We start from the raw sequence: 18212 nt of genomic DNA, 5'->3' as shown, positions 1-18212 counted from the left end.
CCCGCACTCAGGCGGCCTGTTCCCTGCTGGCTGGCTTTCCCGAACCCTTGCGTTTCCGGTAGAAGTCGGCCAGCCACTGTTCGGGCGTGAGATCGGCCTCGGGTACCTTCTCGCGCATCGCAACCTCGTGCAGTACGCGGTGCATGACCTCGATGTTGTCGGTGGAGGCCGAAATCACCGACAGGATGTCGTCCATGCCGCGCAGGTTGAGCTGGCAGACGCTGGAGGCATGCCCCTGCTTGACCAGGAAGCAGCGCGAGCGTTCGTCCAGCGCGGTCACCACCTTGAACTCGGCCTCGGTCAACTTGAGGCCATCGATGTAATCGGCCTTGTTGGCATTGGGGTTGGGCAGCAGGATCAGCGTGGCGGTCTGCTCGATCAGGGCGGCTGAAATGTCGCTCTTGAGCGCGTCTTCCGGGCTCTGCGTGGCGAAGATGCCCAGGCCATTCTGCTTGCGGATGGTCTTCTGCTTGTTCTTGGCGAATTCCTTCAACCCACCCTCGCCATCGAGGATCTTCCAGAATTCGTCCATCACGTAGATCAGGCGGCGACCATCGATCAGCGACTCCAGCCGGTGCAGCAGGTAATTGATGACCGGCACGCGCACTTCCGGGTTGTCGATGATGTCGGTGTAGTCGAAGCCGATGATGTTGGCCCTTTCCAGGTCGATGGTGTCGACCGGGTTGTCGAACACCCAACCCAGCGAGTTGCCGGCGGTCCAGCGCCGCATGCGTGCGTACAGGCCATCGTCGCCCATGTTGGGCAGGCTCTTCTGGAAGTTGGTCATGCTGCGCAGGCGTGGCGGCGTATCGAGGATGTTCTCGACGGCGCGGAAGATGTCCTCTTCCTCGCGTGCGCTGTACTCGCGCTTGCCCGCCAGCACCTTCACCAGGTCCGCCAGGAACTGCACGTTGGCTTCGGTGCGCTCGCACTGGAACGGATTGAAGCCGGTCGGCTGGCCGTTTTCCAACGCCAGGTAGTTGCCACCGCAGGCGCGCACGAAGATTTCCGCGCCGCGATCCTTGTCGAAGAAGAAGATGGTGGGCGCCGGGTCGTACTTCTGCACCTGGCTGAGCAGGAAGTTGATCAGCGCGGTCTTGCCGGTGCCGGACTTGCCGATGACCATCGTGTTGGCGATGGCTTTCTCGCCCAGGGAATTCTCCGAGGGATGGGTGGCATGGAAGTTGAAGTAGTACGGCTGGCCATTGGTGGTCTGCAACGTGGTCACGCAATCGCCCCACGGGTTGTTCTGCAGCTTGCCGGTGGCAAAGTTGTGCAGTGGCGACAAGCCGAGGAAGTTCAGCGAACTGACGTTGGCCAGGCGGGTGCGGTAGCGCCAGTTGCCCGGCAGCTGCGAGTAGAACGAGGAGGTGATGGCAAGGTCCTCCTTGGCCGAGACAAAGCCGGCATTGGACAGTTCGGCGCGGGTGGCGGCCACGTTCTGCGCAAGCCTGGCCTGGTTGTCGGCATACACGCTGACGATGAAGTGGTATTCGCCCAGCACGAAATTGCCCGACGACAGCTGGTCCATCGCCTGGTCGAGCTCGATGATCTGGCTGACCGCCTTGTCGCCCGAGGAAATCATCATGCCCTTGGTGCGGTCGAGGACCTTGAGCGCGTCCTGGCGGCCCATCGGGCTGAACGAATGGGTCATGACATACTCGAAATCGAGGTACTTCAGGCCATTGAGAATGCCCGGCCAGGTGCCTTCGGCATATTCCTTGATGTTGAGGATCGCACCGAAGTGATTGGCGCCGTTCGGGGTATTGATGACGAAGTCGCCGGTCTTGGCCGAGAACATGTGGCGGCTGACCGGCAGGTAGTCCTTGACTGGTGCCGGCAACACCGGCACCGGCTCGTCGATGCGGTTGATCAGCCAGCCGAAGAATTCCAGCGTCTCGGAGAACACCACGCCGTTGCCGGCTTCATACATGCCCAGCCGGTAAGGCGCGTAGTCGCGGATCACCGCCTCGACATTGCCGGCCAGTTCCAGCAGCTTTTCCACGGCCTGTTCCTGCTCCGCGCGCAGTTTTTCGACATCGGTGGATCGTTCGACGAAGCGTTTCCCGGCCACCACCGGGCGGTAGATCATGGTCAGGTACAGCTCGTTCTGCATGATCCTCTGCGAGGAGAGCATGCCGAAATACTGGTCGGACACGTCCTGGTTGAAGCCCTGCGCGAATTCGCTGCGCCCCTTCAACCGGCGACGGCGGCGTATGTCGTGCACCCAGAACGCGACGTTGACGAAATCCGGCGCACGCAGCGTCTGCAGCAGGCGGTTGAAGGTGTTGTGCTTGTGTTCCAGCTCCCATTCCTCGCGGCCCACGAATGGCAGCCCCTCCAGATGCCAGGTCATCAGGTAGTCGCCGCCCGTGGTCTTCACCACATTGGTGGAGACATGCGACGACAGGGGAATGAATTCGCTGATGGAGGTGTCTGGACTGAACATTGGAACGCCTGAATTAAGCCGTACTGCGGAGTAGCGTCGGCTTGCAATGAATTGTTAGGCCGACTTTTGAGTGGCCTTGACGATAGGAGTGACGATGTATTTGCCAACTGACCACTTGAATGCAAGGAAAGATATTGGAATACCAACGGCAAATCCGAAGATTCCAGTAACGACTCCAATCTTGACCAGTGGAACGCCAATGGCTCCAAGGATGCCACCTATTATTGCCCCAGCAAGTGCTCCCAAGATTCCTCCGCCAACCGAGGCGATGAGGAAGAAAAGCAACCAGCTTTTTGCGTAGGGGATTTCTTTCTGAGTCATGGGGTTCCTGCTCCGTTGACCCAACGCCTGAATCAAGCTGTTCCGCGAAGTGGCGTCGGCTTGAATGAATTGCCATCCATAATTTACTCGTAACCACTCTCTTCCTTGCCAGCCAAGCAAGCCTTGTTGCTCCCTGACGGCGTCAGGTAGACGTATACGGCTGAAATTGGACTCTTCAGGACAATGGTAGTGGCATTAAGCGATCGGTCGTATACAAAATCATTGAACACCTCTTCCCTCACAACACCACATGGTTCCTCGAACAACATGCTTTCCCAATATGTCCAGTCACACTCCCCGCCAGCCGATGGGGAAAATGTAACGATTATTTGACTATCCCCGTCACTATAGCTCTTCACAATGCGTGAAAAAAATGGGCGTGTGTCTGGACTGTCTTTTGAGTTCGTGTCGTAAGATGCGTGCTGGGAATCTTCAACGAGAAATTTCGATACTCTTGAAATGGTGGGGAGGCATCGTTTGATTCCAGCCTTTTCAGCTCGCGTCTCCAGAGTGGTTTGAGCATAGACAGCATTGCTCATCAGGGCCGTTGCAAGCATTGCAAACTTCCAATTCATGAACCCTCCATTAGTTGTGCCCAACTACCGATTGGAATCCTGCGGGGATGCTGCGTGGCACCGGGCAAGCGGCAAGGACCGTCTGCCCGGTGATGCCGGTCATGCGTCCGGCGGTGGCCTGTCGCGATAGTGGTTGGGGCTGAACACCCACATGCCGTCATGCTCGTGCACATTCCGGACACGCAGTTTGAACTGCAGGCGCAAGCCCAGCAGCCGGAACACCATCTCGTCGCGCTTGGCCATCATCCGCATGATGAAAATGGCCACCGGGATGGTCAGCAGCAGCCAGAAATTGGTGTACATGCTCAGGAGCAGCAACCCGCCCGCCACGAAAAAGAACGGCACGTATGGCACGCCCAGGAACATGGCCGGGCGGGTACAGCCCCGGAACACGACGTCCTTATGCACCGTAGTACTGCAATGCCTGGTACACGGCCGCGCCCGCGGAGCCACTGCACGAGCCCGCCTCGTTGCCAAGCAGCATGCGCGCGATCTGCCCGGCCGCACCGATCAACACGCCGCCGATCAGGATCGGGGCCACGTCACCGATGCGCTTGTGGGCGAAGGCGATCTGGTAGCCGGCAAAGATCACCGCGATGGTCACCACCGCGATCGAGACCATGTTGAGCAGCCCACTGATGTTGTCGAAGAAACCGCAGACCTTGGTGTCGGTACCGCCGAAGTCCTGGGCCAGTACCTGCGGGGCAAACACGACGCCGGCAAAGGCAATGGCCAGCAGCATGCTCTTCAGCGTGCGCCGGGCCTGGACGAGATCGAGATTGGATTGCTTCATGAATGGATTTCCTTGTTGATTGAGCAGATGAACCAATGGACTCACATGGCCAGCCGGAAAGCTGGCCGCACCACGACTTCGTCAGAAAACGAAGGCCGCATCCCCAGCGGGAACCTGTTGAACCTGTTGAACCTGTTGAACCTGTTGAACCTGTTGCACCGTACCCGTGCCCGACTGGGCCGGCGTGGGCATCGGCGTGTTGCGTTCGCTCCACGGCCGCAGCATCACCGGGCCATCATCAGCCCGACCGCCAGGCACTGGCAGTGCTGCGCCATTTCCAGGCCCGGCCTGCTCCACGGAATACATGGGAGCCGGTGCCGCGACCGGTTGCACGGCCCGTTCCAGCCGCCCCGACACCACGCGCGACAGCGCGTGGTCGCCCATACGAAGCAAACCATCGCGCACCATTGCACCAGTAGAGGGGTAAACCACATAAGCCCGCGCCGGATCGTCAGGAAGGTATGCCGGGGCACCGCTCTGCACGACGATGCGTGCCTGTGCAGCCGGGGACAGCTGCGGGTGATGTTCGACCTCGATCTGCCTGCGTTCGCCACGATCGGCCACTGCAATCGGTGCGGCGTCCCCCGTGACGGCAAGCGGCTGGCTGCGCCTGATCGAGTCGTACATTTTCTGCACGTAGCCGTGCCGGAACCCGGTGGTGAAATCACCCGAGTAGTAGCAGCTGAACGACTTTCCCCAGTCCCCACCCGAGCGCTTGTAGCAGTCGGCCAGGATGCGCGAGCCCGCCTGCAGGTTCGGACATTGCTGGAATGCCTTTTCGTAGGAATCCAAACCGTACTTGGCCAGGTTGTAACGATTGACCTGGGCCAGGCCGACGGAAAAGTTGTAGCCCTTCTCCTCGAGCATCCGCACAGTGGCCAGTGCTTCGTCCAGACGCCGTGGCTGGCGCACGAGCGCCCCACCGACCACGCCGATGGCGAAAGGATTGCGCGAGGATTCGACGTCGATGACGTGTTGCATTACCTCCATCGGCACCGCCATTTCCGGGCATGCAAGCGCTTCAAGTCCGGGTAGCATCAGCCTGCCCTCCCCGGTTGCCGCCGCAACGCACCGGCTGTCCGTGACGCCATCATTCAATGCTCCTGCCCCTGGGTACGCCCCGGGTTGAAATCGATGCCGGTGATGTAGCGCGAGCCGGCGTGGGCCTTGATGTGCACCACGATGTCGATGGTCATCATCAGCAGCCGCTTGATGACGGGGAATTCCAGGCCTGCCCCTTCGGCCGAAGCCTTGACCATCAGCGCCAACTGGTCCCAGGTCTGCTCGGGGCTGCCCGCATGGCAACTGGTGATGGAACCGGGATGACCCGAGGCGCAATTGCGAATGAAGTAGAACGCTTCGTCGCCACGCAATTCCGCCAGGATGATCCGGTCCGGCTTCATTCGCAGGCAGGCTTCCATGCAGCTCTTGGCGGTGACGTTGCTGGTGCTCTGCCCGCCCTTGGAATACAGCAGGTGCACCACGTTGGGCTGCGTGATGAACAACTCGCGCGCATCCTCGATGGTGACCAGCCGCTCGTCGTCGGGAATGTGGTTGACCAGCGACTTCATGAAGGTGGTCTTGCCGCTGCCGGTGGCGCCGGAGACCACGATGTTCTTGCGATACATCACCGCATGTCGGAAGAAGCCGGCATAGTCGCGTGCATGGCGCAGCTCCAGCAGTTCCCGGTCCTGCTCGCCGATGCCACCGTCCTGCTCGAGTATCTGGTCGAAGAAGCCGTCCTGCTGGTACTGCGCCAGGGTCCTGGTATGCCTGGATGGCAGGCGTATGGTGATCGACACCTTGCCGGCGTCGCAGGCCGGAGGGATCACGAACTGGGCACGCTGGCCGGTCGGGAAGGTCAACGACACCACCGGGTCGGCATCGGTGATGCGCTGTCCGGTATTGCTTTCGTTGACCACCGCCGTGCAGAACTGCCGAGCGCGCTCGAAGCTCAGGCCCGGCACCTCCACCCGCTGCCAGCCATCGGCCGCTTCCAGATACAGCTCGCCGGGGCGGTTGATGCAGATCTCCGTCACCGCCTGCGACTCCATGTACTCGGCAATGCCCAGCACTTCGTACTGGTAGCGCAGGAAGTCGCTGGAAACCAGTGCGAGCGGAGATGCTTCGGCGTCCATGCTCATTCGCCAATCAATGGCGCGGATTCAGCACGCTGGTGAAATCCACGTCCTTGGCGACGTAGACATTCACGATCGTGCCCTGGTTGATGGTCACCGTCGGCGACCGGCGCTGGCTCAGGGCCTCGTTGGCCAGCCGCTCCATCGTGCGCGCAGTGGCGCTTTCATAAGGCGACTGGACGGCCAGGCCGCTGCTGGTGATGGTTGTGGACTCCGGTCCATGCTCGGCCGCGGCATACTTGAAGGCATCGGAAAGCAGGCTGATCATCAACGCCGACGCAATGCGTTGCCCCCAATGCGCGCTGTACTGGCCGGGATGTCCCGCCCCGCCGAGCTGGTCCACGCCCGGGCTGGACATGGCCACGTCGATGCCATTCGGCGTGGTGATGCGATCCCATATCACCTCCACGCGTTCGCCGATCGGGCCGCCGCCATAGCTGCCATAGATCTTCGATCCCTTGGGCAGCAGGAGATTGCGGCCATTGATCGAATACACCGGCTCCGTGACCAGGCAGGAGGTATAGCCGGCAATGTCGGTGACGATCCGGGTCTCCAGCACGCAACGCAGGTATGTGCCACGTACCAGCAGCGCGTCCGGGCTGCGGATGAAGCCGGCGCTGGATACGTTTTCCACGTCGGGGCCGCGGCGTATCCGTTGCGACTGCTGGCTCTGGCCACCATTGAATTGAGCCAGCAGTGCGGCACGGGTGACCTCGTCGACCGCCGGGCGCGCCTGCGTCTGGCCGATCACTGCGGCATCGTCGCTGGCGGCAATGCGCCGCTCCAGCAGTGATGGCTCATGGCGTTGCGGTGCGCTGAGCTGGGTCATCGGTACCAACTCCGTGTCCTGTGCGGGCGCGGGCGGCAGCAGCGGGATCGCTTCGGTCGTCTGTCGTGACGACGATAGTGCGGCTGACGCAATATTCGGCAATTCAGGTGTACTCACCCGCTCGGTCTTTTGCGGTTTTGGCACCTCGACATCGCCACCGCCCTTGCGCACCAGCAGAAAGCCCATCGCCAGCACCAGCACCAGGATGCCGCCAAGGAAGAGCAGCGCCTTGCGATTCAATCGCTGCTCATCGACCGAGCGCAGGTGCGGCGCACCGGCATCGAGGTCCGGTGTCGTTTCATGCCCGACCTTGCCGTAATACGGGTTGACCGGTGGCGCCTGGTCACCTGTGCCGGCGCCATCGGGGAGCTGGTTCGGATCGTTGCCCGGAATGTTCTGCTGGTTCATTTCTTGACGTTCCTTCGCAGGCCGACGACGTTCTTGCCGTGGCGGATGACCAGATAGGGGTAGGTCCCGTGCACGATCAGGGTGTTGCCTTCGACCGTGGTGTTCACCACGAAATCCTCGCCGTACTCGCTCTCGCGGCCAAAAACGGCCGGGAAAATGCCGGTCTTGTATTCGGGTGAGGCAGGCAGCCGGAGATAGGTGAAACGGCCATCGTCATAGGCATTCACCGGCACCAACCAGCCCATTTTCCTGACACGCCGGGTCGAGTAGGAATAGTCGAAGTTGTACTGGCGGTCCTTGGCCAACTCGGTGCTCAGCAGCGGCCGGGCTTCTTCTTCCACCGCTTCCTGGGCGATACCGAAAACGGCATCACTGGGATAGGTGAAGGCGATCTTGTACTGCACGCCCGCACGACGCGCCTGCTCCAGCTGGCGCCAGTCGGTGGCCACCACCTTCAACTCGAAAATGTAGGAATGCGTTTCGGTGCGCACCATCATGTTGGTGTCCACGTCGACGTTCTTCGGCTTGAGGTAGAACACGTTCTCGCGACGGGTCAGCTCCCAGCCACTGCTGAAGCCGGTGCTGTAGTCGAGGATCTTCTCGTTCGGGCTCAACTCGATCTGGGTCGTCAGGCCCAGGCCGGTACGCACCGGATAGATGCGGTCTTTCTCGTAGGCATATTGGTCCACCGCCTGCGCGGCGGCCGCTGTGGAAAACAACAGCATCGACAGCAGCGCCCATGCGCCCGTCCGGTTCATGCGACTACTCATCGGTTGCTTGCTCCATCAGCAGTTCCGGTGGAAATCTGGTTCGGCAGTGCCGCCTCCTGCCCTGGCAGGAGCGGTTGCGGCGGTACCTGCACGCCCGGCGCGGATTGCCCGGAAGGAATGAAAGACTCTCCCGTGGCCGGATCGACTACGGTCGCCGCATCGGGATCGGATACGCGCGCATCCGTGAGGGCCTGTGCCGCGGCCTGCTCGGCCTGGGCCTGCAACGCGCTGTCATCCGGCACCGGCACGCCCCGGGCGTAATCACTGTCCACGCGGTATTCGGTGACCCAGAAACCAAGCGGATTGAGTACGCGCTCGTCCTCGGTCAAACCGAGGTTGCCGCGATACTCGAAGCGCATGGTGACGATCTGGTTGTCCAGATAGGTGGTCACGCCGGTCCGCTTGTCCAGCAGGCTGCGCTGGATCCGCACCGATGCGCCGCGGAAACCGCCATCGGGTTGCGCGCCCAGCGGGGTGATGCTCAGGATCTTGACCCTGACCGCCTTTTCCTTGCCATACAGGACAATCGGGTTCTGCGGATTGTTCTTCGCGTAGCGCGCCTCCTGGGTCAGCCCTACCGGCTTGTCCGACATCAGGAATACCAGCCGCCAATCGCGCAGGCCCATGACCTGGAAGTCATAGGATTCACGCGCCAGCACGTACTGGGCGACATTGCTGCGGTTGATCGACTCGTTGGCGGTGATCGACTGGTCGCGGAAATTTCCGGTCAGGCGCGCGACGGTGGCGGTGCCGGTATAGGCATCGGCCATCACCAGGAAAGGCACTTTCTCCTTCAACGGCAACATGTAGTAGTAGCCGCCGGCCAATGCCAATGACATCAGCAACGATGCGGTCGCCACCTTCCATGCACGACGCTCGCTGCGGCGTGCCATGTCGGCGAGGGTCAACTCGTAGCTGACGGCCTTGCCGACAGCCTGTTCCATCCGTTGGGTGTTGCCGGGGTCCTTCTTGCGCAACATGAGCTCTTCCAGATGAGATGAACATCAAGGCGCGGCGCGTCGATTCCATGCGCCGCACGCAGCATGCATGGCGGCGTCAGCTTCCCCCCTGCGGGACGGAAGCGTCCGGAGCGGCCACGGAGATGGCGTTCTGCACGATGATCGTGTTGCCGTCGATGGAGACGGAGATGCCCTGCGGTGCATAGGCAGCCGTGAGTTCGACGACGGCCTGTTGCGCGTTGGTGGTGTCGATCCGGGCAACCGCACCGTACAAGGTGAAGTCCGAAGCGAGACGGTAATCCAGCGCCCGGCCGGAATCCCTTGACCAGCGCTCGAGCATGGTCTTCAGCGTGCCGTCCATTGGCGACGCCTGGTACACGTAGCTGGAATAGAGGGGAATTTCGGCGGGGGCACTGGCAAAGCGATTGACCGGCCGCCAACGACCACCGAAATCAGGTGCGGGATGCGTGGCGCAACCGCTCACCAGCAATGCTGCGGCCACGACGAATACTTCCAACGAGAAAGCATGCTTCATGCGAATGTCCTTATTGCACCCGGGAAGCAGCTTCAATCCGGATTGCTGGCCGTCCGGATACATGCGAGGCGAGGACATGAACCGGCGGCCATTGCGGCAACGCCATCCGTGCTTCCCTGCTGCATGAAACCCGTCTGCCAACGCATGGGGCTACCGGGGAAAACCGGCGCATCGCCCATATGCGTGTCATCCAGACCGAAACCCTCCCTGTTCCTGCGGCTGAAATATCCCGTGAACTCTATCCGGAAACCCGACGAACAAGTCCTTCATCCATCAGTGCCAAACAGAATAACCACATGCCATTTCCGCATAAAGTGATCCTGGTCGCGTATCCGTGATACATACGGCCGGCCTTTTCGCCTGACCACCCATCTACACATCAAGGGTGGGAATCTCAACCTTCCGCAACAGCCGCGAAGTGAAGTAGCGATCCTTGTAGTAGCAGATCTTGTCGCATTTCACCGGATGTGGGATGCCTTCGTAAAGGAACACTTCCTTGTCCGTCCCCATTGCCTTCAACTCTTGAGGCAGCATCAGCGCGCGCCGCTCCTCGCTGTAATTATGGGTTTTTTCCCTTCCCCTGGTCACGTTCTTCCTGCGCACGGTGGTGTAACCGAGCATCTCGGAATAGTCGGCGGCATCCTGTTGCTCGCGTGGCGCATACAGAATCTGCAGCGCGTGATTGGTGATGATCGTGCGCGAGATGTCCTTGCCGTAGGTGGCATCGAGCTGGGCCATGCTCTGGATGATCGGCAGCAGACGCACGTTGTAGCCGGCCATGTAGGACACCGCCGATGCGATGATGTCCACCTTGCCGATGGAGGTGAATTCGTCCATCAGCAGCAGGCACTGGTATTTCAGCTCGGGGTTGGACTTCGGCAACTCGCGCGTGTTGAGGTTGATCAACTGGCTGAAGAACAGGTTGATGATCAGCCGGCTTTCGGCAAGCTTGTTCGGCTGGATGCCGATGTAGATGGTCATCTTCTTCCTGCGCACGTCGGTAAGCAGGAAGTCGTCGCCGCTGGTGGCCTTGTCCAGCACGGGGTTGATCCACGGATTGAGCGGCTCCTTGAAGGTACCCATGATCGAGGCAAAGGTCTCCTCCGCCTGCGACAGCAGGTTGGCGAATGCGGTGCGCGCATTGCCGCTCAGGAAGGGGCGCTCGGACAGGCTCTTGAGGTATTTCTTCAGATCACCTCCATCGCCGGAAGACAAGCGGTAGACGGCACCCAGTGTCGGCGCCCCCTGTATACCGGGGAAACCATCCCTGCGTTCGTCATCGCGGTTTTCGAACAGGTACAGCGTGAAGGCCATGAATGCATTGCGCGCCTGGCTGACCCAGAACTTCTGGTCGTCGGCACCATCCGGGTACAACATCGCGGCGATGCCCATGAGATCCGAAATGCGGAACGCATGGTCGTCGGAGACATAACTCAATGGATTCCAGCGATGCGTGCGCCGGTCTTCCGCAAAGGGATTGAACAGGTAGATTTCCTGCCCCTGGCTGGCGCGCCAGCCGCTCGTCAGCTCGAAGTTCTCCTGCTTTATGTCCAGCACCACCAGCGACTCGTCGTATTCCAGCAGGTTCGGAATCACCACGCCCACGCCCTTGCCCGAACGGGTCGGCGCAGCCAGGATCGCGAACTGCTGGCCGTTCAACCGCACCAGCCTGCCCTTGTGGCGGCCTACCACGATGCCGCTGCCGGTCTTCTTGAACAGCCCATGCCTGGACAGATCGGCGGCAGTGGCGAAGCGCGCATCGCCATGCAACGAACGCTTGTCCGGCTTGAGGACCAGCCATGAACCCGTACCCAGCAGCACCAGCAATGGCATGCCGAAGCCGAGGTAGCCGGCCCACCTGATGCGGCCAGCGAACGGCGCGACCTGCGGTTGGTCGATGACGGCGAGGTATTGGTAATACGTGTTCCAGCCGAGCAGGTCCGTGTCCAGCCTCAGCAACAGCAAAGTGAGGTATCCGGACAATACGAAGCCGGCAAGCAGCGTCGTCAGTACCGCGGCGATGGCAATGATGGGCTTCCGTGCGAACAAACCTTGTCCTCCATGATGTTCCCCCGGAAATCGCGGCAGGGTGCCGGCTTCGATGCGAGGGCGGGTCCGAATTCACTGCAGTCATGCTCTCCGGCATGGTGGTTCGAAACGCCGGCTGGACTTTACACCGGAATCCAGGCAGGCGCATGGATGGCGGATATGGCATGCCACATGTGGAATGAGTTGACGATCCGGTAGACGCATTGGCGCTCAGCGTCCATTACGCAGGGCGTCAGTCGCTGTCCAGCGGCAACAACGGCCGCCCCCGCTTGGCACGGAAATAGTTGCTCAGGCGCGTGCTCGCCTCCTGCGCCAGCACGCCGGCACTGACTTCCACGCGGTGGTTGTGGCGGACGTCGCCGAGCAGGTCGAACACGCTGCCGCAGGCGCCGGTCTTGGGATCGGTGGCGGCATAGACCAACCGCGCGATGCGCGCGTGCACCAGCGCCATCGCGCACATCGCGCAGGGTTCCAGGGTCACGTACAGGGTGCAGCCGACCAGCCGGTGGTTGCCCAGCCGCGCGCCGGCCGCGCGCATCGCCACGATCTCGGCATGCGCGCTGGGATCATGGTTGGCGATATTGAGGTTCCAGCCTTCGCCCAGCAACGTGCCGTCGGCACCGACCAGCACCGCGCCCACCGGGATTTCGTCGAATTCGCGTTGCGCACGCTCGGCCAGCGCCAGCGCGTGGCGCATCCATTTCTCGTCGTCACGGGTGGGCGGCTCGGTCGTCATGCTTGCCGGCGGTGGCGCGATGCGGCGCTCGCGGTGGGAGTGGCGGGCAGGGTGGGATTCGAACCCACGGAAGGTTTGACCCTTCGCCGGTTTTCAAGACCGGTGCCTTAAACCGCTCGGCCACCTGCCCGTGGTGCGCCGATGCGCTGGCATCGGCCACGGGCGCGCATTCTCGCATGCCGCCCGCGGGTTTGTTCAAGCGGCTTGCTCAACCGGCCTCGATGGCCAATGCGCCCATCGTCGAGGCGCGGATCTTCTCCTTGGCGCGCTCGCAGGCGCCGCCGCAATCCAGCCGCGAGGCTTCCAGCTGCGGCGGCAGGTGTTCGGCGAGGAAGTCGATGAACACCCGCACCGCCGGCAGCAGGCCACGGCGCGAGGCGAACACCGCGTGGCAGATGCCCTGCGGCAGCGACCAGTCCGGCAGCACCACCTCCAGTTCGCCGTGGCGCACGGCCTCGGCGCAGACCGTCTCGGGCAGCATGGTGATGCCGAACCCGTCCTTGACCATGCTCTGCAGCAGCGGGAAGTCGAAGCCGGCCACCCGTGGCTGCAGGTCCACGCGGCTGACCACGCCCTCCGGGCCATGCAGTTCCCAACGCTGCCGCGCCTCGTCCTCGCTGATGCTCAGGGTGACGTGGTTGGCCAGATCGTCGGGGGTCTTCGGGCGGCCGGCGCGGTCGAGGTATTTCGGGCTGGCGACCAGAAGCTCCTGCACCTGGCCGAAGCTGCGCATCACCAGGCTGCCATCGTCGTCCAGCCGCGAGCGCACGCGCAGCGCGACGTCGTAGCCTTCGTTGATGATGTCCACGCGGCGGTTGCTGATGTTCAATTGCAGCCGCACCTTCGGGTATTGCTCCAGGAATTTCGGCAGCAGCTTGGGCAGCTGCATCTGCGCCAGCGACACCGGCACGCTGGCGCGCACCAACCCACGCGGCTCGGCGCTGAGGCGGTCCACCACCTCGCGCGCGGCCTGCGCCTCGGCCAGCATGGTCTGGGCGTGGCGGTGCACGCTCATGCCCACGTCGGTGACGGCGAAACGGCGGGTCGAGCGCTGCAGCAGGCGCACGCCCAGATCGGTTTCCAGTTGGCTGATGCGCCGGCTCAGGCGCGACTTGGGGATGCCCAGTGCCCGCTCGGCGGCGGCGAAACCACCGTGATCCACCACCATCGCAAAGTAGTAGAGGTCGTTGAGGTCCTGCATGGATTGATCCCAGAACTGGAACGAATCCAAGGATTCAATCACCTTTGTCCTGATTTTACAAATCAGGCTGCAAACGGTCCTGTATGGACAAACCCGGCAGGAGCGCCACCACGCCGCAGGTCGGGGCTACGCCCCCGACGCATGCATTGCCGCACGTCGGGGGCACAGCCCCGACCTACGGCAAAAGGCCCGCATGACGCGGGCCTTTCGTCCTTCCGCAGGTGGCGATGGTCTCAGCCGATCCGCTCGGCGCCGCCCATGTACGGGCGCAGCGCCTCCGGCACGGTGATCGAGCCGTCGGCGTTCTGGTAGTTCTCCATCACCGCGATCATCGCCCGGCCCACCGCCACGCCCGAGCCATTGAGGGTGTGCAGCAGTTCCGGCTTGCCGGTGGCCGGGTTGCGCCAGCGCGCCTGCATGCGCCGGGCCTGGAAATCACCGCAGTTCGAGCACGAGGAAATCTCGCGGTAGGTCTGCTGCGAGGGCAGCCACACTTCCAGGTCGTAGGTCTTGACCGCGGAAAAGCCCATGTCGCCGGTGCACAGCAGCACCTTGCGGTACGGCAGGCCCAGCTTCTGCAACACGGTTTCGGCGCAGCCGGTCATGCGCTGGTGCTCGGCCTCGCTGTCCTCCGGGCGGCACACGCTGACCAGTTCCACCTTCTCGAACTGGTGCTGGCGGATCATGCCGCGCACGTCGCGGCCGCCGCTGCCGGCTTCGGAACGGAAACACATCGAATGGGCGGTCATGCGCAGCGGCAGGCGCTCGGCCTCGACGATCTCGTCGCGCACGATATTGGTCAGCGGCACTTCCGAGGTCGGGATCAGGTAGCGCGTGGAATCGCCCAGCGCGGTCTTGAACAGGTCTTCCTCGAACTTGGGCAGCTGGCCGGTGCCACGCAGCGAATCGGCGTTGACCAGCACCGGCACGTTGGTTTCCTCGTAGCCATGCTCGCCGGTGTGCAGGTCGAGCATGAACTGGCCCAGCGCGCGGTGCAGCCGCGCCAGCTGGCCACGCAGCACGGTGAAACGCGCGCCGGACAGCTTGGCCGCCGTCTCGCCATCCAGCCAGCCGTTGCGGGCGCCAAGCTCGACGTGGTCCTTGACCTCGAAATCGAACCCGCGCGGCGTGCCCCAGCGCAGCTGCTCGACGTTCTCGCTTTCGTCCTTGCCGGCCGGCACGTCTTCGGACGGCAGGTTCGGGATGCCCAGCGACAAGGCTTCGATCTTCTCGCGCAGTTCGTCCAGCTGCACTTCCGAGGCCTTCAGCTCGTCGGCGAACCCGGCGACCTCGGCCATGATCGCCGACACGTCCTCGCCCTTGGCCTTGGCCTGCCCGATCGCCTTGGAACGGCTGTTGCGCAGGCTCTGCAATTCCTGGGTACGCACCTGGATGCGCTTGCGGTCGGCTTCCAGCGCTTCGAACGCGGCCACGTCGAGTTCATGGCCGCGCGTGGCGCGCAGGCGTTCGGCCAATTCGGCGGGCTGCTGGCGAAGAAGGGCTGGATCGAGCATGGGACGGCACTGTCAACGGATACGGAGGGATGCAATTATCGCCCGAACCGCGCCGCTCTGCGTCCTGTGCCAGAATCCGGGCGTTCCACACGGCCACGTCCATGCCCCGCTCCGAACAGAACATCACCTTCCAGTTGCCGCGCAGCAGCCTGAAGATCGCCGGCATCGCCTTCTGCGCCGGCCTGCTGCTGTTCCTCGTGGTCTGGCTCAACGCCCGGCGCCACAACGACTTCTATCGTGCCGACCCGGCGCAACCGCAAACCGACGTGGCCGAAGCCGCACCGCTGCCCGCGCCGCTGCCGGCCAGCGCCGGCGCCAGCGACATGCCCGACGCGCACGACGAGCCCACCGAAGAAAAACCGCAACTGGTGGAAACCACCCCGCCACCGCAACCGCTGCCGGAAGCGGCGCCCGCCGCCGCACCGGCCGCGCCAGCGCCCGCTGCCGCCACCCCGACCGACCGCCCGGTGCCGCTGCCCGGGCAAAGCCCGCCGCCGCGCTATCCACCGGCCGCATTGCGACGCGGCGAGAGCGGCACCGTGGTGGTGCGGGTCGAGGTCGATGCCGGCGGCGTCCCGCTGGACGCGAAGATCACCCAGCGCAGCGGCTCGCGCGACCTCGACCGCGCGGCGCTGGAAGCCGTGCGCCGCTGGCGCTTCCAGCCGGCGCAGAGCAATGGCCAGCCGATGGTCGGCAGCCTTGAGGTTCCGTTCGACTTCAAGCCGGGGCAATAAGCTGAACCCCGGCCGCGGCACAAGCTGAACTGCATGGCACCAGCGGCCATGCCGTTGACGTGGCCGCAACAACTGCCGCGCCGATGCGCGCAAGACTCGGATCGTCGTCCAACCGACAGGAGTCCGAGATGAGTGCTATCCATACCCATGACATGCCCGCCTCGCAGCCGCTGGAGCATGGCGACCCTGCAACTCCCCGTTCCTCCACGTCCCCGTGGCTGTGGGCGGCGCTGATATTGGCCTTGCTGGCCGCTGCGCTGCTGTGGCTGCGCCCGGCCGGCCCCGGCGAAACCACGGTGCCCGCCATCGGCGAGCAGGCGGCACCGGCCATTACGCCGCAGGCACCGATGGCGGCCGAGCCCGGTACCAGCACAGGCAACACCGCGGCGCGCAAGCCGGTGCCGGCGCTGCGCAACCGCGATGCGCGGCCGCTGGCCGGCAACGCCAAGCCCAGCTATCCGCCGGCGGCGCTGCGCAGTGGCGTCGAAGGCGGCGTGGTCGCGCGCCTGGACATCGATGCGCAGGGCCAGGTCACCGCGGCCAGCATCGTCTCGCGCCACGGCCAGCGCAGCCGCGACCTCGACCGTGCGGTGCTGGACAGCGTGCGCGGCTGGAAGTTCGAGCCGGCGCTGCGCGACGGCCACAGCGTGGCCAGCGTGGTCCAGGTGCCGGTGGATTTCCGCGCCAACCAATAATCCGGCGGCATGCGCACGGGCCGGGGGCAGCCTTGCCTCCGGCCCGTTCGTTTGTCCCGGTCAGGCCAACGCGAACCCGACCCCGGTCGCCAAGCGGTCGAAACCGGGGAACGAGGTCGCCACGTTGGCGATGTCGTTGATCCGCACCTGCCCGGTGCTCAGCTGGCCGGCGACGGCGAAGGCCATCGCGATGCGGTGGTCGCCGTGGCTTTCGATGGTGCCGCTGCCGAGCGCGCCCGGATGGATCGTCGCGCCATCGTCGGTTTCGTCGATGCGCAGGCCCAGCGTGCGCAGGCCGGTGGCCATCGCCGCCAGCCGGTCCGATTCCTTGACCCGCAGTTCGGCCGCGCCGCGTACCACGGTCGGGCCTTCGGCCGCGACGGCGGCGATGAACAGCGCCGGGAACTCGTCGATCATGTCCGGCACCACCTCCACCGGGATTTCCGCGCCCTTGAGCCGTGCATGGCGCACGACCAGGTCGGCGACCGGTTCGCCGCCGTGCTCGCTGTGGTTTTCCTCGGTGATATCCGCGCCCATCAGCCGCAGCGCAGCCAGCAGGCCGGTGCGGCGCGGGTTCAGGCCCACCGAGCGCAGGCGCAATTGCGAGCCGGGGATGATGCTGGCAGCGACGATGAAGAATGCGGCCGAGGAGAAATCCGCCGGTACCGCGATGTCGGTGGCGCGCAGGCGCTGGCCGCCGCGCAGCCGCGCCCTGCCCGGTTCGAAGTCGATCTCCACGCCGAAGGCGCGCAGCATGCGCTCGGTGTAGTCGCGGGTCGGGTGCGGTTCGACCACCGAGGTTTCGCCCTGCGCGTACAGGCCGGCCAGCAGCACCGCCGATTTCACCTGCGCGCTGGCGACCGGCAGTTCGTAGTGGATGCCGTGCAACTGCGCGCCGCCGTGGATGTGCAGCGGCGGCGTGCCGTCGGCCTGCGTGTCGATGCGCGCGCCCATCTGTGCCAGCGGGCCGGTGACGCGGCGCATCGGCCGCTTGGACAGCGACTCGTCACCCACCAGCACGCTGTCGAACGGTTGTGCGGCCAGCAGGCCGGCCAGCAGGCGCATGCCGGTACCGGCGTTGCCGCAATCCAGTTCGCCTTGCGGCGCTTTCAGGCCATCGACGCCGACACCATGCACGATCCGCCGCGATGGCGACGGGGTTTCGAAGCGCACGCCCATCCGCGCGAAGATCGCCGCGGTGGCGCGGGTGTCCTCGCCTTCAAGGAAGCCGTCGATGCGCGAGGTGCCATCGGCCAGCGCGGCGAACATCACCGCCCGGTGCGAAACCGACTTGTCGCCGGGAATGTCGAGCGTGCCCTGCAGCGGTTGGCCTTTGCTTGCGATCCAGTGGGGCTGGGAGGTCATGCGGAGTCTCCGTGATCGTTCCCTTCTCCCTCCGGGAGAAGGTGCCCCGAAGGGGCGGATGAGGGTTGGGGGCGAAGTCTCGGGGAGTTCGGTTTCGCGAGGAGCTACGCCCCTGCCCTCTCCCCAACCCCCGCTTCGCGC

The 18212-nt window shown here is 63.8% G+C and carries 18 protein-coding genes and 1 tRNA gene; 2 read left to right on the top strand and 17 right to left on the bottom strand.

Going from position 1 to position 18212, the window contains the following annotated elements; translation table 11 throughout:
- Nucleotides 1-7: 7 nt before the first annotated feature.
- The 16 genes from ABB34_RS06830 to serS form a co-directional block, all read right to left on the bottom strand.
- Complete coding sequence (locus ABB34_RS06830; protein WP_057640502.1) at nucleotides 8-2449, bottom strand: VirB4 family type IV secretion/conjugal transfer ATPase; 2442 nt, start codon at nucleotides 2447-2449, stop codon at nucleotides 8-10.
- A gap of 54 nt (nucleotides 2450-2503) precedes the next feature.
- Nucleotides 2504-2770 carry a hypothetical protein gene (locus ABB34_RS15215; RefSeq protein WP_152979541.1) on the bottom strand — a complete coding sequence of 89 codons (267 nt, stop codon included), beginning with the start codon at nucleotides 2768-2770 and terminating at the stop codon, nucleotides 2504-2506.
- Between the two features lie 83 nt (nucleotides 2771-2853).
- Nucleotides 2854-3345, bottom strand: a complete 492-nt coding sequence (locus ABB34_RS15210) for a hypothetical protein (protein ID WP_152979540.1) — start codon at nucleotides 3343-3345, stop codon at nucleotides 2854-2856.
- Nucleotides 3346-3444: 99 nt separating this feature from the next.
- The gene (locus ABB34_RS06825) at nucleotides 3445-3753 is read right to left on the bottom strand and encodes a VirB3 family type IV secretion system protein (RefSeq protein ID WP_083490098.1); all 309 of its coding nucleotides are present in this window, start codon (nucleotides 3751-3753) and stop codon (nucleotides 3445-3447) included.
- The gene (locus ABB34_RS06820; protein ID WP_057640500.1) at nucleotides 3746-4138 is read right to left on the bottom strand and encodes a TrbC/VirB2 family protein; all 393 of its coding nucleotides are present in this window, start codon (nucleotides 4136-4138) and stop codon (nucleotides 3746-3748) included. The genes ABB34_RS06825 and ABB34_RS06820 overlap by 8 nt, the downstream gene beginning before the upstream one ends.
- Nucleotides 4139-4219: 81 nt before the next feature.
- Nucleotides 4220-5176, bottom strand: coding sequence for a lytic transglycosylase domain-containing protein (locus ABB34_RS06815; protein WP_057640570.1), 957 nt, complete (start codon nucleotides 5174-5176; stop codon nucleotides 4220-4222).
- 56 nt (nucleotides 5177-5232) lie between these two features.
- Nucleotides 5233-6276 (bottom strand): P-type DNA transfer ATPase VirB11, encoded by a 1044-nt coding sequence (virB11, locus tag ABB34_RS06810; protein WP_057640569.1) that lies wholly within the window; start codon nucleotides 6274-6276, stop codon nucleotides 5233-5235.
- 13 nt (nucleotides 6277-6289) lie between these two features.
- A complete protein-coding gene (locus ABB34_RS06805) occupies nucleotides 6290-7513 on the bottom strand; it encodes a TrbI/VirB10 family protein (RefSeq protein WP_057640499.1) in 1224 nt (407 codons plus the stop codon).
- The gene (locus tag ABB34_RS06800; RefSeq protein ID WP_057640498.1) at nucleotides 7510-8283 is read right to left on the bottom strand and encodes a TrbG/VirB9 family P-type conjugative transfer protein; all 774 of its coding nucleotides are present in this window, start codon (nucleotides 8281-8283) and stop codon (nucleotides 7510-7512) included. Before ABB34_RS06800 ends, ABB34_RS06805 begins: the two co-directional genes overlap by 4 nt.
- Nucleotides 8280-9263, bottom strand: a complete 984-nt coding sequence (locus ABB34_RS06795) for a VirB8 family type IV secretion system protein (protein ID WP_057640497.1) — start codon at nucleotides 9261-9263, stop codon at nucleotides 8280-8282. Before ABB34_RS06795 ends, ABB34_RS06800 begins: the two co-directional genes overlap by 4 nt.
- Nucleotides 9264-9339: 76 nt before the next feature.
- Nucleotides 9340-9777, bottom strand: a complete 438-nt coding sequence (locus ABB34_RS06790) for a hypothetical protein (RefSeq protein WP_057640496.1) — start codon at nucleotides 9775-9777, stop codon at nucleotides 9340-9342.
- A 372-nt stretch (nucleotides 9778-10149) separates the two neighbouring features.
- Entirely contained in the window at nucleotides 10150-11826 is a 1677-nt protein-coding gene (locus ABB34_RS06785; RefSeq protein ID WP_425478969.1) for a type IV secretory system conjugative DNA transfer family protein, read from the bottom strand.
- Nucleotides 11827-12058: 232 nt separating this feature from the next.
- A complete protein-coding gene (gene tadA / locus ABB34_RS06780) occupies nucleotides 12059-12562 on the bottom strand; it encodes a tRNA adenosine(34) deaminase TadA (protein ID WP_057640495.1) in 504 nt (167 codons plus the stop codon).
- A gap of 40 nt (nucleotides 12563-12602) precedes the next feature.
- Nucleotides 12603-12692, bottom strand: a tRNA-Ser gene (locus ABB34_RS06775).
- Between the two features lie 78 nt (nucleotides 12693-12770).
- Entirely contained in the window at nucleotides 12771-13763 is a 993-nt protein-coding gene (locus tag ABB34_RS06770; protein WP_057640494.1) for a LysR family transcriptional regulator, read from the bottom strand.
- A gap of 233 nt (nucleotides 13764-13996) precedes the next feature.
- Nucleotides 13997-15277 (bottom strand): serine--tRNA ligase, encoded by a 1281-nt coding sequence (gene serS, locus ABB34_RS06765; RefSeq protein WP_057640493.1) that lies wholly within the window; start codon nucleotides 15275-15277, stop codon nucleotides 13997-13999.
- Nucleotides 15278-15378: 101 nt separating this feature from the next.
- Here serS and ABB34_RS06760 point away from each other — a divergent pair, with 101 nt between their 5' ends.
- Complete coding sequence (locus tag ABB34_RS06760) at nucleotides 15379-16011, top strand: energy transducer TonB (RefSeq protein ID WP_057640492.1); 633 nt, start codon at nucleotides 15379-15381, stop codon at nucleotides 16009-16011.
- Nucleotides 16012-16139: 128 nt separating this feature from the next.
- On the top strand, nucleotides 16140-16706 hold the full coding sequence (locus ABB34_RS06755; RefSeq protein WP_057640491.1) for an energy transducer TonB: 567 nt from the start codon (nucleotides 16140-16142) through the stop codon (nucleotides 16704-16706).
- Nucleotides 16707-16766: 60 nt separating this feature from the next.
- Here the strand turns inward: ABB34_RS06755 and aroA are convergent, their stop codons facing one another.
- Nucleotides 16767-18071, bottom strand: a complete 1305-nt coding sequence (gene aroA / locus ABB34_RS06750; RefSeq protein ID WP_057640490.1) for a 3-phosphoshikimate 1-carboxyvinyltransferase — start codon at nucleotides 18069-18071, stop codon at nucleotides 16767-16769.
- Nucleotides 18072-18212: the final 141 nt, after the last annotated feature.

The organism is Stenotrophomonas daejeonensis (assembly GCF_001431505.1).
GTDB classification, from domain to species: domain Bacteria; phylum Pseudomonadota; class Gammaproteobacteria; order Xanthomonadales; family Xanthomonadaceae; genus Stenotrophomonas; species Stenotrophomonas daejeonensis.
The sequence above is the reverse complement of the archived record's forward strand: the minus strand, read 5'-3'. Positions and strand labels throughout refer to the sequence as shown.